General features: G+C 65.2%; 14 protein-coding genes. 4 read left to right on the forward strand and 10 right to left on the reverse strand.

Annotated elements, in window-relative coordinates; translation table 11 throughout:
* The first annotated feature begins 277 nt into the window (after positions 1–277).
* From dksA to FFS21_RS03640, 4 genes are all read left to right on the forward strand, one after another.
* A complete protein-coding gene (gene dksA, locus FFS21_RS32365; RefSeq protein ID WP_237379999.1) occupies positions 278–964 on the forward strand; it encodes an RNA polymerase-binding protein DksA in 687 nt (228 codons plus the stop codon).
* A gap of 200 nt (positions 965–1,164) precedes the next feature.
* Entirely contained in the window at positions 1,165–2,367 is a 1,203-nt protein-coding gene (locus FFS21_RS03630) for a GTP-binding protein (RefSeq protein ID WP_137923579.1), read from the forward strand.
* Positions 2,300–2,761, forward strand: a complete 462-nt coding sequence (locus tag FFS21_RS03635) for a hypothetical protein (protein ID WP_249359099.1) — start codon at positions 2,300–2,302, stop codon at positions 2,759–2,761. The genes FFS21_RS03630 and FFS21_RS03635 overlap by 68 nt, the downstream gene beginning before the upstream one ends.
* A 108-nt stretch (positions 2,762–2,869) precedes the next feature.
* On the forward strand, positions 2,870–4,984 hold the full coding sequence (locus FFS21_RS03640; RefSeq protein ID WP_137923580.1) for a TonB-dependent receptor: 2,115 nt from the start codon (positions 2,870–2,872) through the stop codon (positions 4,982–4,984).
* Positions 4,985–5,156: 172 nt separating this feature from the next.
* Here FFS21_RS03640 and FFS21_RS03645 read toward each other — a convergent pair whose 3' ends face one another.
* The 10 genes from FFS21_RS03645 to bioA all read right to left on the reverse strand — a co-directional run bounded on the left by FFS21_RS03645 (position 5,157) and on the right by bioA (position 15,601).
* The gene (locus FFS21_RS03645) at positions 5,157–6,077 is read right to left on the reverse strand and encodes an MBL fold metallo-hydrolase (protein ID WP_137923581.1); all 921 of its coding nucleotides are present in this window, start codon (positions 6,075–6,077) and stop codon (positions 5,157–5,159) included.
* A complete protein-coding gene (locus FFS21_RS03650; RefSeq protein ID WP_137923582.1) occupies positions 6,074–6,328 on the reverse strand; it encodes a DUF1289 domain-containing protein in 255 nt (84 codons plus the stop codon). Before FFS21_RS03650 ends, FFS21_RS03645 begins: the two co-directional genes overlap by 4 nt.
* Positions 6,325–6,834, reverse strand: coding sequence for a YbaK/EbsC family protein (locus FFS21_RS03655; RefSeq protein WP_137923583.1), 510 nt, complete (start codon positions 6,832–6,834; stop codon positions 6,325–6,327). The genes FFS21_RS03650 and FFS21_RS03655 overlap by 4 nt, the downstream gene beginning before the upstream one ends.
* A gap of 14 nt (positions 6,835–6,848) precedes the next feature.
* Positions 6,849–7,778 carry a hydroxymethylglutaryl-CoA lyase gene (locus FFS21_RS03660; RefSeq protein ID WP_137923584.1) on the reverse strand — a complete coding sequence of 310 codons (930 nt, stop codon included), beginning with the start codon at positions 7,776–7,778 and terminating at the stop codon, positions 6,849–6,851.
* A gap of 49 nt (positions 7,779–7,827) precedes the next feature.
* Positions 7,828–8,769 (reverse strand): 2-hydroxyacid dehydrogenase, encoded by a 942-nt coding sequence (locus FFS21_RS03665; RefSeq protein ID WP_137923585.1) that lies wholly within the window; start codon positions 8,767–8,769, stop codon positions 7,828–7,830.
* A gap of 268 nt (positions 8,770–9,037) precedes the next feature.
* Positions 9,038–11,080, reverse strand: coding sequence for an acetyl/propionyl/methylcrotonyl-CoA carboxylase subunit alpha (locus FFS21_RS03670; RefSeq protein WP_137923586.1), 2,043 nt, complete (start codon positions 11,078–11,080; stop codon positions 9,038–9,040).
* Positions 11,081–11,143: 63 nt separating this feature from the next.
* Entirely contained in the window at positions 11,144–12,184 is a 1,041-nt protein-coding gene (gene bioB / locus FFS21_RS03675; RefSeq protein WP_137923587.1) for a biotin synthase BioB, read from the reverse strand.
* Between the two features lie 33 nt (positions 12,185–12,217).
* The gene (gene bioD, locus FFS21_RS03680; RefSeq protein ID WP_137923588.1) at positions 12,218–12,976 is read right to left on the reverse strand and encodes a dethiobiotin synthase; all 759 of its coding nucleotides are present in this window, start codon (positions 12,974–12,976) and stop codon (positions 12,218–12,220) included.
* Entirely contained in the window at positions 12,973–14,208 is a 1,236-nt protein-coding gene (gene bioF, locus FFS21_RS03685; RefSeq protein WP_137923589.1) for an 8-amino-7-oxononanoate synthase, read from the reverse strand. The genes bioD and bioF overlap by 4 nt, the downstream gene beginning before the upstream one ends.
* Complete coding sequence (gene bioA, locus FFS21_RS03690) at positions 14,198–15,601, reverse strand: adenosylmethionine--8-amino-7-oxononanoate transaminase (RefSeq protein WP_137923590.1); 1,404 nt, start codon at positions 15,599–15,601, stop codon at positions 14,198–14,200. The genes bioF and bioA overlap by 11 nt, the downstream gene beginning before the upstream one ends.
* Positions 15,602–15,749: the final 148 nt, after the last annotated feature.

Consider the following 15,749-nt stretch of genomic DNA (forward strand, 5'->3'; position numbering starts at 1 on the left):
GACACCCTCCAGATGGGTGGAATATGGGGAAAACTCCTGTCTCTTGTCAGTCTTTCTCCCATATCTCGAAGAAATTTGTTCAAGTACAATAGGCCGGATTTGATACGGGCGGCGCACCTCTGGGCGTTGCCGGTATTCGCAGGGCGGCAGGCGTCGTCAGCACGAGGCAAGGGCCGCCAGCAGGCGCGGTCGCAGGGCTTTAGTGCGGAGACCGCCCTCCGCCTGGGGTTCCTCGCATACGCGCCGTCACTCTTCGACGCGTAGAGAGAGGTGCCCCATGACAGCCGCAACAAAAAGCAAGGAAAGCCGCAGCAAGACAGTTACCGCTGCGACGGAGACGCTCAAGGCGCAGCCTGTAAAGGCGACGCCAGCTCCCCGCGGCAGTACGGCGCACGCCGAAGCGGGCGAGGCCAAGGGAGGCACGCGAAGCAGCAAGACTGCAGCCAGCCAGAGTGAAACAGCCGCACCGCGCAAGCGGACGGCCACTGCACCCGAGCGGACGAAGACACCGCCGGTCGCATCAACAAGAGAATCAGCAGGTACCATGAGCAGCAACAAAATTCTGACTGAAGCTGAAATCCTGAAGATGAGCGACAAGGACTACATGAACGAGGCGCAACTCGCCTTTTTCAAGAATCGCCTTCAGCAGCTTCGCGACGATATCCTCAAGAATGCGGACCAGACGACGGAGCACCTGCGCGAAACGGTCATCGTGCCGGACCCGGCCGACCGTGCCACGATCGAGGAAGAACACGCCCTCGAACTGCGCACGCGCGACCGTGAGCGCAAGCTGCTGAAGAAGGTGGAACAGTCGCTGCAGCGTATCGACTCCGGTGACTACGGCTGGTGCGAGGAAACCGGCGAGCCGATCGGCGTGCCGCGTCTGCTGGCCCGTCCCACCGCCACGCTGTCGCTGGAAGCCCAGCAGCGCCGCGAACTGCGCCAGAAGCTGTTCGGCGACTGATCCGCCGCTCGGCGCATCGAATGCTGGCCATGCGGCCCGGCCTTGCCGGGCCGTTTTTGTTTTTTGCGGCAAACCCCGCGTCCAGCCGTCTTGCCGTCACGCAGGCGCACTACCATTAGCTGTGAGTCCGGCCTGTTACCGCAGCCGGCTTTCTGCTACAGTCGCAACCTTGTTGCAATAACAGATACAACTTCCATCACATGGCCGCTCGCCTGCCCGTCACCGTGTTGTCCGGATTCACCGGCGCCGGCAAGACCACCGTGCTGCATCACCTCGCGTCGCAGCATGGCGCGCGCATGGCCGTGGTGGACAGCCAGGGCGACCTGCTGGCCGAGGTGGAGAAGCTGGCGCAGGCCGGCCAGCACGATCATGTGGTGATCGAGGCCACCGCCACCGACGAGCCGCTCGGCATTGCCGATGCCTTCGCGTTCGAAGACCAGCACGGTGGGCAGGCACCCGGCGTGGTGCATCTCGACACACTGGTAACAGTCGTCGATGCCAGCCGCTTCCTGCAGGACTTCCACGACGCAGACTTTCTCTCCGCACGCGGGCTGGCCGACGCCAACGACGACCGCACCGTTGTGGATGTATTGATCGACCAGATCGAAGTCTGCGACGTCATCGTCGTCAACAAGATCGACCTTGTCGATGCGGGCCAGTTGGGCCGCCTGCATGTGGTGCTGCACGCGCTCAATCCGCGCGCCGATATCGTCGATGCCAGCCATGGCAATGTGGCCGCCGAGCGAGTGCTGGGCACGGGCCGGTTCGATATCGATGCCACGCCGAATGCCGCAGGCTGGCAAGCCGCGTTGCAAGGTGATGCCGTGCCTGCCGCTGCGGGGGTCTCCACCCTGCTCTACCGTCGCCGCCGTCCGTTCCACCCGCAGCGATTCGCCGACCTGATCCATACCGATTGGATGCGCGAGCATGGCGACGTGCTGCGTTCGCACGGATTGTTCTGGCTGGCCAGCCGCATGGATATCGCCGGCAACTGGAGCCAGGCCGGCGGTGTCTGCCGTCCTGGTGCGGCCGGTGCCTGGTGGGCCGCCATCGACGCGGAGGAATGGCCGTCCGAAGGACTGGCACGCGCGGCCATCGAGGCCGACCTGCTCGAAGACGGCCTGCCCGCCGAGTACGGTGACCGCCGCCAGGAGCTGGTGCTGACCGGCATCGACCTCGATTCCGACGCGCTGCTCGCGCGGCTCGATGCGTGCTTGCTGACCGACGACGAAATGGCAGCAGGCCCGGAGACCTGGGCGACCTATCCCGATCCATTCCCGGACTGGGGTGACGCGTTCGACGACGTGCATGACCATGACCACGAAGGTCACGATCATGATCACGACCATGCGCACGATCACGATCATGGCGACGGCCCGTGTGGCTGCGGGCATGCGCACTGACATTCCGCTTCTCTCTCGCTGGCGGGCACGCGGCGTTGGCTTCTGGCCGGCGCTGTGGCTCGTGGCCTGCCTGTTGCTCGCGCAGCATGCGGGTCTGGTGCACCGCGTGGTGCACGGCGGTTTTCCGGCCTTGCCGCAAGTCAGTCTCGTGACGGCTGCGGATGCAAGCCATGGCGCCCATCACGGCGCCTCGTTCCTGAAACTCGGTCTCCACTCGTGCGTGCTGTTCGACGGTGCGACGATGGCTGACACCCTCTTCGGCAGTTTCACGCTGCCCGATCTCGCCTTCGGCAAGCCGGTCAAGCCGGCAAACCTGGCGTGGCGCTGGCCCGATCTGCCGGCCGCGCGTCCATTCCACTCCCGCGCGCCTCCATCCGCATTCGCATTCGTCTGATCGCCTGGGTCGTGGCGCACTGCCACGCGCCCTCGCGTCTGCCTGACCGGGCATGCCGCGCCTTGAGCCGCGCCGCATGCCCGCCCACTCGAATTCGAATCGCGAGCCATGTACTCGAACTCCAACCGTATTCCGGCGGTGCGCCGCACCCCGCTGGCGGCACTTGCCGCCCTGATCGCCACTGGTCTTTCCTCCGCCGCCATCGCGCAGGACGCCACTCCGCAAACGCTGAAGGAAGTGGTGGTCACCGCCAATCCGCTCGGCAGCGACCTGAACGACATGGTCGCGCCCGTCTCCACGCTCGGCGGCGATGCACTGACCGTGCGCCAGGGCAGCACGCTGGGCGAAACGCTGAACAGCCTGCCCGGTGTGACCTCGTCGTACTTTGGCCCCAACGCCAGCCGCCCGATCATTCGCGGTCTCGACGGCGACCGCATCAAGGTGCTGCAGAACGGCGGCTCCACGCTCGATGCCTCCACGCTGTCCTACGATCACGCGGTGCCCATCGACCCGCTGATCGCCGAGAAGATCGAAGTGGTGCGCGGGCCCGCCGCGCTGATGTACGGCGGCAATGCCGTGGGCGGTGTGGTCAACGTGATCGACAACCGCATCCCGCGCGATCCCATCACTGGGGTGTCTGGCGCAACCGATTTCAGCGGCACGATAGGCGGCGACAAGGGCCGCAACGCCAGCGGCATGATCGAAGCCGGCAACGGCAAGTTTGCGGTGCATGCCGACGCGTTCGTGCGCCAGACCAGCGACCTGCGCATCCCCGGTTATGCACGCAGTGGCACGCAGCGTGCCACGCAGCCGCTGCCCGAAGGCGAGAGCGAGGCGTACGGAAAAATCCCGAACACCAACGCGCACCAGGAAGGCGGATCGCTGGGCGGCTCGTACACATGGGCCGATGGCTTCGTGGGCGCGAACTGGTCCACGTATCGCAACGACTACGGCACACCGGCCGAGGAAGACGCACGCATCAAGATGCGCCAGGACCGTTTTGCACTGGAAGGCGAAGCCCGTAACCTGGGCGGCAGCACCAACGGCATCATCCAGTCGGTCAAGGGCAAGTTCAGCTACACCGACTACGAGCACCGCGAGATCGAGGGCGGCGAGACCGGCACCACGTTCAAGAATCACGGCTGGGATGCCCGACTGGAAGCCACGCACGGCAAGATCGGCAACATGACCGGTGTGATCGGCACGCAGTTCGGTCACACCGATTTCTCGGCGCTGGGCGAGGAAGCGTTCGTACCGACCACCGCCACGGACAACGCCGCATTCTTCGTCTTCGAGGAACTGCCGCTGATCTCGTCGGGCGATCTGAAGCTGAACTTCGGCGGTCGCCTCGATCACAGCCGCGTGAAAGCGAGCGCCAACGGGAACGACCGTTTCAGCGATGCCGAGCGCAGCTTCAACGCCGGCAGTGCGTCGGCCGGCCTGCTCTACAAACTCAACCCGGTCTGGACGGTCACGTCGAACCTGTCCTATACCGAGCGCGCGCCCACGTTCTACGAGCTGTACGCGAACGGCCCGCACCTGGCCACTGGCTCGTATGAAACCGGCGATCCAAACGCGAGCAAGGAACGCGCAACTTCGATCGACCTCGGCATGCGTTTCAAGCAGGGCAATCATAGCGGCAGCGTGTCGGGCTACTACAGCCGATTCCAGAACTATCTCGCACTGGTCAACACCGGTGGCTTCCGCGACGAGGAAGGCAATGTCGTAGCCGGTGGCGCTGACGGTGCACTGCCGGCTTACCAATACCTTGGCGTGCCGGCCACGCTGTATGGTTTTGAAGCCGACGGCAAGACGCGCCTGCTGAACAAGATGCTGACCACCAGCGACACGCTCGACTTCGAAGCGCGCGCGGATTACGTCCACGGCGAGAACCGCAGCAATGGCGAACCGCTGCCGCGTCTGTCGCCGCTGCGTCTGGGTGGCTCGCTGGTCTATGGCGCTGGCCGCTGGGGCGCACGCATCAACGTGGACTGGAACGCGCGCCAGAGCCGCGTGCCCGCTGGCGACACGCCGAGCGATGCGTACACGATGCTCGGTGTCGCGCTGACGTACAAGATGAAACTGTCGGGTACGGAAACGCTGTTCTATGTGCGCGGGGATAACCTCACGAACACGGAAGCGCGCAGCGCGACGTCGATCTTGCGGGATATCGCGCCGTTGCCGGGGCGGAGTGTGAGAGTGGGGATGCGGACGCAGTTTTAACTCGCGTTTCCGCTTGTTTGCTCCCCTCTCCCGCATGGCGGGAGAGGGGTTGGGGGAGAGGGCATGGCGGTGCAAGCTGCCACTATCGGCAAGCAGAAGCGCTGGCCCTCTCCCCCGCCCCTCTCCCGCTTGCGGGAGAGGGGAGAAAAGCATGGGGCAAGAGAGGCGGCAATCAATCCCGATTGCTCACCATCTCACCATCCCGCACCAACGCCCCCACCTTCGCCAGCGCCTTCATCGCCTGATCGAAGACCGCTTCCATCGACTGCGCCGCCACATACCGCGATCGCACCCGCTGCATCAGCGGCGTCCCGGCAAACCACGCAAACAGGTCTTCTCGCGAAATCGTCTGCGCTTCGAGCAGCTTGAATTTCACGAGCACGCGGATCGCATGCGTCGCGTTGCGTAGCGGATCGCTGCGCAGATACTCCAGCCGGCTGCGCGCACGAGTCACCGCCTGCGCCACATCATCGAATACCCGACCATGGCCGGGGATCACGATGCGGGCGTCGAGCGTATCAATGCAGTCGAGGATCGCTGCCTGTTCGGCAAAGCCGCTCTCGCCGTCCAACTCCGGGAAGATCACGCCGAAGCCGTTTTCCCACAACGCATCGCCGGAGATCAGGATGCGCGATTGCGGCGCGAACAGCATCACGGCGTGGGGATCGTGCCCCGATGCGGCGATAACCTGCCAGTCGATGCCACCGAGACACAATGTGTCCCCGTCGCGCAGCACATCATCGAACGTGAAGCGCGTGCACTGCTGCCCCGTAGCGACAAAGCTCAATGCATCGTCGTCCCATATCGATACCGCTGGCGCTTCCGCAGCCGGGATCGACGTCACCGGTTGCCAGCGCGCCTGCAGCGCCGCGTTGCCGCCGCAATGATCGGAATGGAGATGGGTGTTGATGACACGGCGCAGTGGTCGTCCATCGAGCGCGTTTTCCACCAACGCCACGGTCTGCGCGGCGTGTGTCACGTACCCCGTATCGACGAGGGTCGTGTCCTGCGTGGCATCGTCGATGAACAGCACGTTGTTCGCCGACAGCCAGCCGCGCTCGAACACGCGCAAGGTGTCGGGCAGCGCGATCATGCTTCGCTGCCCGCCTCGCACAACTGCGTCACGCGCGATGGCAGCAGCGCCCAGATGCGGCGGCGCTCCACGTCATCGGCTTTGGACCAGCCCGCAATTTCCTCGATGGTACGCAGGCAGCCTTCGCAATAGCCGCTCGTGCGATCCATCTTGCAGATGCTGCGGCATGGCGATGGCACGGGCGAGACGATATGCGCCGCCGCCGCGCCGCGCACCAGTTCCGACAGCAACCTGCGTCGTGCGGGTGTCATTGCGGCGCCTGTGCCACGTCCACCACCGGCGCGCCGGTCATGGCTTGCAACTGCTGGGGCGTGAGATTGAACACCGCGTGCGGATGTCCCGCCGCAGCCCAAACGCTCTGGTACTGGAACAGGTCCGCGTCGAGCAGCATCACGGGCGCCACCGCATGGCCGATCGGGCAGACACCGCCAATGGCATAGCCCGTCTTCTCGCGCACGAACTTCGCATCGGCCTTGCCCAGCGGACCTACGCGCGCAGCCACCTTGGCTTCATCCACGCGATTGCTGCCGCTGGCGATCACCAGCACCGGCACATCGTCCTTCACGCGACGGAAGATGATCGACTTCGCAATCTCGGCCACGCTGCAGCCGAGTCCGGCCGCGGCTTCGGCAGAGGTCTTGCCGGTGGCCGGCAGCATCACGACGGGACGGTCATGGCCGATGCCGGCGAGCAGATCGGCCACGCGCTGCGCGGATTCGGGCAGTGCGGGGGAGGGTGCGGGGGATGTCTGGCTCATGTCTTGTCTATCGTTCAAACGCAGGTAGCAGGCGCAGCAGCCGCCCACTTGGTCAGCAGCGCCTTGCCCACGCGCGAGCTGTTGGGGCGGCCAATGGACTGCGAGATAAAGTCGCCGGTGCGCACCACGGCTTCGAGATCGATGCCTGTGTGCAGGCCCATGCCGTGCAGCATGTACAGCACGTCTTCGGTGGCCACATTGCCCGTCGCACCCTTCGCGTACGGACATCCGCCAAGACCCGCCACCGATGCGTGGAAGATGGCGATGCCAACTTCCAGACTTGCCAGGATGTTCGACAGTGCCTGCCCGTACGTATCGTGGAAATGGCCCGACAGACGATCCATGGCGAATTCCGCCGACACCGCGCGCATCACCTCCTGCACCTTGGTCGGCGTGCCTACACCGATGGTGTCGGCGATATCGATCTCGTCGCAACCGAGTTCGCGCATGCGGCGCACCACATCGACCACGGCACTGACCGGCACGTCGCCCTGATACGGGCAGCCGAGCGAACAGGAGATACTGCCGCGCAGCCGCATGCCCGCTTCCTTCGCCGCCGCAGCCACGGGTTCGAAGCGCGTGATCGATTCGGCGATCGAGCAGTTGATGTTCTTCTGCGAGAACGCTTCGCTGGCCGCGCCGAAGATCACCACCTCATCGGCCCCGGCAGCCACCGCGCCTTCGAAGCCCTTCATGTTTGGCGTGAGCACCGAATACAGTGTGCCGGGCCGTCGCGCGATGCGTGCCATGACCTCGGCGCCATCGGCCATCTGCGGCACCCACTTCGGCGAGACGAACGATGCGGCTTCGATGTTGACGAAGCCGGCATCGGTCAATTGATTGATCAGCGCGACCTTGACGTCGGCGGGCACCATCGCCTTCTCGTTCTGCAGGCCATCGCGCGGCCCCACTTCGACGATCTTCACGTATTGGGGGATAGTCATCGTTATCTCCTCGTGCGCGGCATGGTGGCCGCGCCTTCGATCAGGGCTTTCAGTAGCCGCGCTGCAGGTCCACGACACCAGCGATTGGCTTGCCTTCGGACAGCAGCCGGATCTTGTCCGCAATCTGCGCGATGCTGTCTTCGCGCAGCGTCAGCGCGGAGATATGTGGCGTGATCGTGATGCGCGGTTCCTGCCAGAACGGATGCTCCGCCGGCAGCGGTTCGGTGCGGAACACGTCCAGCGTGGCGCCCGCGATCTGGCCATCCTGTACCGCGGCCAGCAGGTCTTCCTCCACCACATGCGGACCACGCGCCACGTTGATCACGTAGGCGCCCCGGGCCAGCTTGTACAGCAGATCCGTGCCGATGATGTCCTCGGTCTCGGGCGTCAGCGGCAGTACGTTGACGAGCACCTTGAGGCCATCGAGAAACGTCTTCTGTCCGTCATCGCCATGGAACGACTGCACGCCTTCCACGGTTTTTTCCGAACGGCTCCAGCCGCGCACGGGGAAGCCGAAGCTGGCGAGCGTACGCGCGATGTGCGAGCCAAGCGTGCCGATGCCCATCACGCCAATCGTGAAATCGGCACGACGATGCGGCTTCAGGAATTTCCAGTTGCCAGCCTTGTGCTGTGCATCATAGGCATCGAGCTTGCGGAAGTAGCGCAGCACGGCAGCGGTCACGTACTCGCTCATCTGTGCAGCCATGCCGGCATCGTCGAGACGCACGATGGGCACGCCTGCAGGCAGCGCATCGGGATGCGTATCGCGCAGGCGCAGAATGCCATCGACGCCCGCGCCCAGGTTGAACACGCCCTTGAGGTCCGTTCTGCCGCGCAGCATTTCCAGCGGCGGACGCCACACCACGGCGTAGTCCACGGACTGCCCCTGGCTCTCCTCCCAGGTCAGGCATTGCGCTTCCGGCAACACCTCGGCAAATCCTTCGATCCACGGCGCGTAGCGTCCATCAGGCACGTACAACTGCAACTTCATCTCGACTCCATTGTTGTGTGGGGCTATCCGGCGATTATGCGCTTGTCTTCTGGTTGTTGGCGGGCGGTGGGCGGTTAGCGCACGACGCGTAGTACTACCGTCCGTGGTTATGCGCTCCCCTCTCCCATGTCAGTGGGAGAGGGGTGGGGGTGGGGGTGAGGGCTGGAGGATCTGCTTGCCGACCTGTCGAAATTTGCACCGCTGGCCCTCTCCCCTAACCCCTCTCCCGCATGCGGGAGAGGGGAACAAAACTAGAGCGGGAGAGAAATTACGCGCCAGCCGCTTCCTCAACCGCAAACGCCAGCAACTGCGCGCCTTCCGCAACCTGCTCGCCCACGCCGTACAGCACCTCGCTCACCACCCCGTCCGTCGGCGCCGCGATGGTGTGTTCCATCTTCATGGCTTCCATCACCAGCAGCGGGGTGCCGCGCGTCACCTTGCTGCCGGGCTGCACCATCACGGCGATGACCTTGCCGGGCATCGGCGCGGTCAGCTTGCCGCCCTCGCCTTCTGCCTCGCCGGCATGCAGCAGCGGATCGAGCCAGCCGAGTACAGTATGGCGGCCGTCATGGAACACATGGAACGTATCGCCTTCGCGATGCACCTGTCCGTGCGTGCGGCGCGTGCCGAGGTCAACACGGATGTCGTCGGCCTTGAACGTGTACGCGAACGGTGCGGCTTGATCCGCGTAAATCAGCGTGCTCTTGCGCGTATCGCGCACATCGCCCTTGAGCACGACCTCCAGCTTGTGTCCCGCGGCTTCGAAATACAGCGTGCGCGTATCGCGGCCATTGAGGCGCCAGTTGCCGGCGTGCGTCCACGGCGAATGCCGGTCGGCCTCGTCGATGCGCCGCTCTTTCGACTCGCGCTCCAGCAACGCGGCCACAGCCAGCGCAATCGATTCGATGCCTGCCGATTTTTGCGGCGGGAACAGCGTGGCCTGATTGCGTTCGATGAGACCCGTATCGAGATCGGCCGTGCGGAAGGCGTCGGACTTGATCAGTCGCTGCAGGAACGCCACGTTCGTCGACAACCCCACCACGTGATAGTGCGCCAGCGCCTGGCTCATGCGATGCAGTGCTTCATCGCGATCGCGGCCCCAGACGATCAGCTTGGCGATCATCGGATCATAGAACGGGCTGATGGTGTCGCCCTCGCGCACACCGGCATCGATACGCACGCCCGCCGGGCCATGCGCATCGCCGCCGCGCATGAACTGCACCGCTGGCGGCGTACGCATGAAGCGCAGCGTGCCGGTGGATGGCAGGAAACCCTTCTCCGGATTCTCGGCGTAGATGCGCGCTTCCAGCGCATGGCCGTCGATGCGTAGTTGCTCCTGCGTGAGCGGCAATGCTTCACCGCATGCCACGCGCAGTTGCCACTCCACAAGGTCCTGCCCCGTGATCATTTCGGTGACCGGATGCTCCACCTGCAGGCGCGTGTTCATCTCCATGAAGTAGAACGAACCGTCCTGATTGGCGATGAACTCGACCGTGCCCGCGCCCACATAACCCACGGCGCGCGCCGCGGCTACGGCTGCCTCACCCATTGCGCGGCGACGCTCTTCAGTCATGCCCGGCGCAGGCGCTTCTTCCAATACTTTCTGATGGCGACGCTGCACCGAGCAGTCGCGCTCGAACAGGTAGACGCAGTTGCCGAGCGTATCGGCAAACACCTGGATCTCGATATGGCGCGGACGCGTCAGGTATTTTTCGACGAGCACCTTGTCGTCGCCGAAGCTGGCCAGCGCCTCGCGCTTGACCGATGCCAGCGCAGCCTCGAAGCCCTCGCCCGCATCCACCACGCGCATGCCCTTGCCACCGCCACCGGCGCTGGCCTTGAGCAGCACCGGATAGCCGATGCCGTCGGCCTCGCGCCGCAGCAGCGCGGCGTCCTGATCTTCGCCGTGATAGCCAGGCACCAGCGGCACTGCAGCTTTTTCCATCAACTGCTTGGCCGCGCTCTTGCTGCCCATCGCGTGGATGGCTTCGGCAGGCGGGCCGATGAAGACGAGACCCGCTTCCGCGCAGGCGCGTGCGAAATCCTCGTTCTCCGAAAGAAAGCCGTAGCCCGGGTGGATGGCCTGGGCGCCGGTCTCCTTCGCCATCTCGATGATGTGGTCCGCGCGCAGATAGCTGTCGCGCGCGGCCGGGCCGCCGATATGCACGGCCTCGTCGCAAAACGCGACATGCCGTGCGTCGGCGTCTGCGTCCGAATACACGGCCACCGTGCGAATGCCAAGGCGACGGCACGTGGCCGCTACCCGGCAGGCAATCTCGCCACGGTTGGCGATCAGGATCTTGTTGAACATGGCTCCTCCCTTGTTGTCTCCGGTCGGCGAGCCAGCGTCCTCAGATCGGCAAACCCTCTCCTGTTATCCCGCGTAGCCTTCCGCGCGGATGTCCAGGCGTGCCAGCAGTGCGCGGTCGCGATCTGCCTGCGGGTTGCCGGTCGTCAGCAGCCTTTCGCCGTAGAAAATGGAATTGGCGCCGGCCATGAAGCACAGCGCCTGCAATGCTTCGTCCATGGCCTCGCGGCCAGCGGACAGGCGCACCATTGCGCGCGGCATCGTGATGCGTGCCACCGCAATCGTGCGTACGAACTCGAACGGGTCCAGCGCTTCGGTGCCCGCCAGCGGCGTGCCCTCGACCTGCACCAGGTTGTTGATGGGCACCGACTCCGGATACGGGTCCATGTTCGCCAGTTGCGCGATCAGGCCCGCCCGCGCCGCGCGCGATTCGCCCATGCCCACGATGCCACCGCAGCAAACATTGATGCCTGCCTCGCGCACGTGGCCGATGGTGTCGAGCCGGTCCTGATACGTGCGCGTGGTGATGATCTTGCCGTAGAACTCCGGCGAGGTATCGAGGTTGTGGTTGTAGTAATCGAGGCCCGCGTCCTTCAGGCGCAGTGCCTGTTCGGCCTTCAGCATGCCCAGCGTGACGCAGGTCTCCAGGCCCATGGCCTTCACCTCGCGCACCATGTCGATCACGGGCTCCAGGTGACGCTCCTTCGGGCTGCGCCATGCGGCACCCATGCAGAAGCGCGTGGCACCGTTAGCCTTGGCGGCGCGCGCGGCGTCGAGCACGGCGTCCAGTTCCATCAGCTTCTCGGCCTTCACATCGGTATCGTGGTGCGCGCTCTGCGGGCAGTAGCCGCAATCCTCTTCGCAGCCGCCGGTCTTGATCGACAGCAGCGTGGACAGTTGCACGGTGTTGGCGTCGAAGTTCTCGCGATGCACTTGCTGCGCGCGGAACAACAGGTCGTTGAACGGCAGCGCAAACAGCGCGGCCACATCGTCCACGCGCCAGGCATCGGTGTCCTTCGATGCCGCGGCAGCGATATTGCGAGCCGATTGGCGCAGGGCATCGGCGGAGATGGAGGCGACGGTTTGTTCTTGAGCGATTTGAGTCATGATCGGTATTTCGTATTCTGTTCGTGGGGCGCGTCAGACGTGACGCTGCGCGGAAGTGGTGGCGAAGGCGCCGGCCTGCGGGCCATCCAGCAATGGCCTGAGATCGAGATGCTGCGCGGCGACGGCCGGGGCCACCTGCCAGGGCAGTTCGCCAAGCAGCGGCGCGTCCAGCGCATCCTGCAGCGTGACGATGTTCTCGGTGGGTAGCAGCATGTCCGGATCGATGCGGTTGGCGATCCATCCCGCCAGCCGCAGGCCGCGCGAACGGATCGCCTCGGCGGTCAGCATCGCGTGGCTCAGGCAGCCCAGGCGCACGCCCACCACCATGATCACGGGCAGGTCCAGCATCACGGCCAGATCGGCCGTGTTCCAGCGCGCCGCGCCCACATCGAGCGGCACGATAAAGCCGCCCACCCCTTCCACTACCACTGCCTCGGCCTGCCGACGCAAGCCATCGAATGCCAGGCGGATCGGACCGCGCGTGATGCGCTCCCCTTCGAGCGCGGCAGCCAGATGCGGCGATGCCGGCGTGCGGAAGAAGAACGGGCACATCTCGTCCTGCGGCACGATGACCGAACCCGCTGCGCGCAACTGGTCCACATCGTCGTTCTGCCACACATCGTCGAGCCACTCGCCACCTGCCGCGATGGGCTTCATGCCGACGGTGCTATAGCCCACGCCATGCAGCGCATGCAGCAACGTGGCCGTAGCGTGCGTCTTGCCCACGCCGGTATCGGTGCCGGTCACAAAGCAGGCAAAGCGCTCGGGCCGGTTCTCAATGATTCGGCTCATGCGGCCTCCCTGTGTGGCGCGGATGTGGCATGCGCCGGCACCAGGCGTGCGATCGCATCGACCAGGCGCGCCACATCCTGTTCCGTATGCGAGGCCGACAACGTGATGCGTAGCCGCGCCGTTCCTGCCGGCACCGTCGGCGGACGAATCGCACCGACCCGGAGCCCTTCCGCTTCCAGCGCGGCGGACAGCGCCAGCGCGGCGGCGTTGTCACCGACGATCAACGGCTGGATGGCAGTCTCGCTTTCGCCCAGTGTCCATCCCGCTTGCGCGGCCAGTTCACCCAGACCGTTGCGCAATTGCGCGATCAGATCGGCCAGATGCGCGCGACGGCACTCGCCTTCCTCGCCCGCGATGATGTCGAGGCTGGTCAGCAACGCGTGCGCCACGGCAGGCGGCGCAGCCGTGGTGTAGATGTACGGACGCGCCGTGTTCACCAGATGCTCGATGATCGTCGCGTGCGCGGCCACGAACGCACCGGCCACGCCAGCGGCCTTGCCGAGCGTGCCGATGTAGATCAGCCGCTCCGAGCGCAGGTTCAGATGTTCGAACACGCCCCGGCCATGCGCGCCGAGCACGCCAAAACCGTGCGCATCGTCGACGATGATCCACGCGTCATGCTGTTCGGCCAGCGCCAGCAGTTCGGTGAGCGGTGCGATATCACCATCCATGCTGAACACGCTGTCGGTGACGATCAGCTTGAGCTTGCTCGCGCTGTTCCGCAGCAATGCATCGAGCGCGGCGGTGTCCCCATGCGGATAGCGTTGCACGTCGGCCTTCGCCAGCCGCGCGCCATCGATCAGCGAGGCATGGTTCAGCGTCTCGCAGAACAGCGTGGCGCCTGCTGTACCGAGCGACGTCAGCACGGACAGGTTCGCCATGTAGCCCGTGCAGAAGTACAGCGCCTGCGCCTGCGGGATATGCGGCGACAGCCAACGCGCGAGTTCGTGTTCGAGCTGCGCATGGGCCAGCGAATGACCGCTGACCAGATGCGAGGCGCCACTGCCCGCGCCATAGCGATGCGCGCCTTCGGCCAGTGCATGCGCGATGGAAGGATGATTCGCGAGGCCGAGGTAATCGTTGCTGCAGAACGTCAGCAGCGGCTGCGGCTCGGCATCGATGGCGCCTACGGACTGGTGCGGCGCGCACGCGGTATGCGCGATGCGGCGGCGGCGCGTCAGCGCCTGCGCCTCGCGCTCGGCGGCGGCCTGTTGCAGGAGATCAAGCAGCATGGCGAGTCTCCTGTTCATCTTGCTGCGGACCGAGCACCGATTGCAGCGTCGCCAGCAGTTGTTCGCCGAGCCAGTTCGCCAGCGCGGCGTCGAAGACGTACGGCGGCATCACGTACAGCGTGTTGCCGATCGGACGCGCCAGCACGCCATGTGCACGTGCGGCGATGTGGAAGCGCGCGGCAAAGTCCGCACCGGCTGCATCGGCATCGACATCCGCCGCCCAGATCAGTCCACGCTGGCGTACGTTGCTGACGCGCGCATCGGCGGCAATACCGGCCATCGCATCGGCCAACCACTGTGCGCGGTCGCGGTTGTGTGCGAGCACATTGTCCTGCTCGAACAGGTCGAGCGTGGCGAGCGCGGCGCGGCACGCCAGCGGATTGCCCGTGTACGAGTGCGAATGCAGGAAGCTGCGTGCTATGTCATCGGCCACAAATGCACGCTGGATTTCCGGGCGCGACAGCACGAGCGACAGCGGCAGATAGCCACCGGTGATGCCTTTCGACAGGCACAGGAAATCGGGCCATGCATGCGGGGGCACGGGCTCGCCATCGCGCGTCTGCTCCCACGCGAAGAAGGTGCCGGTGCGGCCGCAGCCTACCGCGATTTCATCGGCGATCAGGTGGATGCGATAGCGGTCGCACAGTGCACGTGCGCCATCCAGATACGACGGGTCGTACATCGCCATGCCCGCCGCGCCCTGCACCAGCGGCTCGACGATCAACGCGGCGATCTGGCCCGCGCGCTCGCGCAGCAGGGTTTCCAGTTCGGCCAGCGCGCGTGCGGCCACATCGGCGGCGGTTTCGTCGCCCGCGGCCTGACGCGCATCGGGCGACATCACCACATGGGCGCGTCGCGTCAGCGGATCGTAGGCATCGCGGAAGATTTCCACGTCGGTGACGGCCAGTGCGCCGACCGTCTCGCCGTGATAGCCATGGCGCAGGCACACGAACTCGCGCTTGGTGGCGAGGCCAGTGTTGCGCCAGTAGTGAAAGCTCATCTTCAGCGCGATCTCGACCGCCGATGCGCCGTCCGAGGCATAGAACGCATTGCCGAGTGCATGGCCGGTGAGCGCGGACAACCGTTCGGCAAGTTCCACCGCCGGCGCATGCGTGCAGCCGGCCAGCATCACATGTTCGAGCGTTTGCAGTTGTGCGGTCAGCGCCGCGTTGATGCGCGGATTGGCATGGCCGAACAGATTGACCCACCAGGAACTGATGGCGTCGAAATAACGATGGCCGTCGGTATCGACCAGCCACGGGCCGTCACCACTGGCGATAGCCAGCGGCGGCTCGTTGCTGGCCGCATCGGGCCGCAGGCGCGTACACGGATGCCACACGGCACGCTGGCTGCGTGCGGCAAGCGTCTGTGTCTGGGGGACAGGATGTGTCAATGGACCCTCCTTGGAATAACCATGAGCCACGCCACCGGCGGTAGGTGCCGGGTGGTGATGGCTTTGGGGAAGCTCATGGTAGGAAGGGGCATTGGGTATTGGCAAATCTGCGGTCGTGCGGCGTTTATCGACGGATTAGAAGAGGAAG

It is taken from the genome of Cupriavidus sp. 2SB (assembly GCF_005503625.1).
In the GTDB taxonomy this organism is placed as follows: Bacteria; Pseudomonadota; Gammaproteobacteria; order Burkholderiales; family Burkholderiaceae; genus Cupriavidus.

Coding starts and splice junctions, on each gene's coding strand:
- bioD (WP_137923588.1), bottom strand. CDS start 12,976: ATGAGCCGAATCATTGAGAACCGGCCCGAGCGCTTTGCCTGCTTTGTG.
- FFS21_RS03650 (WP_137923582.1), bottom strand. CDS start 6,328: ATGACACCCGCACGACGCAGGTTGCTGTCGGAACTGGTGCGCGGCGCG.
- FFS21_RS03660 (WP_137923584.1), bottom strand. CDS start 7,778: ATGACTATCCCCCAATACGTGAAGATCGTCGAAGTGGGGCCGCGCGAT.
- FFS21_RS03645 (WP_137923581.1), bottom strand. CDS start 6,077: ATGATCGCGCTGCCCGACACCTTGCGCGTGTTCGAGCGCGGCTGGCTG.
- bioB (WP_137923587.1), bottom strand. CDS start 12,184: ATGACTCAAATCGCTCAAGAACAAACCGTCGCCTCCATCTCCGCCGAT.
- FFS21_RS03655 (WP_137923583.1), bottom strand. CDS start 6,834: ATGAGCCAGACATCCCCCGCACCCTCCCCCGCACTGCCCGAATCCGCG.
- dksA (WP_237379999.1), top strand. CDS start 278: ATGACAGCCGCAACAAAAAGCAAGGAAAGCCGCAGCAAGACAGTTACC.
- FFS21_RS03665 (WP_137923585.1), bottom strand. CDS start 8,769: ATGAAGTTGCAGTTGTACGTGCCTGATGGACGCTACGCGCCGTGGATC.
- FFS21_RS03640 (WP_137923580.1), top strand. CDS start 2,870: ATGTACTCGAACTCCAACCGTATTCCGGCGGTGCGCCGCACCCCGCTG.
- bioF (WP_137923589.1), bottom strand. CDS start 14,208: ATGCTGCTTGATCTCCTGCAACAGGCCGCCGCCGAGCGCGAGGCGCAG.
- FFS21_RS03670 (WP_137923586.1), bottom strand. CDS start 11,080: ATGTTCAACAAGATCCTGATCGCCAACCGTGGCGAGATTGCCTGCCGG.
- FFS21_RS03630 (WP_137923579.1), top strand. CDS start 1,165: ATGGCCGCTCGCCTGCCCGTCACCGTGTTGTCCGGATTCACCGGCGCC.
- FFS21_RS03635 (WP_249359099.1), top strand. CDS start 2,300: ATGATCACGACCATGCGCACGATCACGATCATGGCGACGGCCCGTGTG.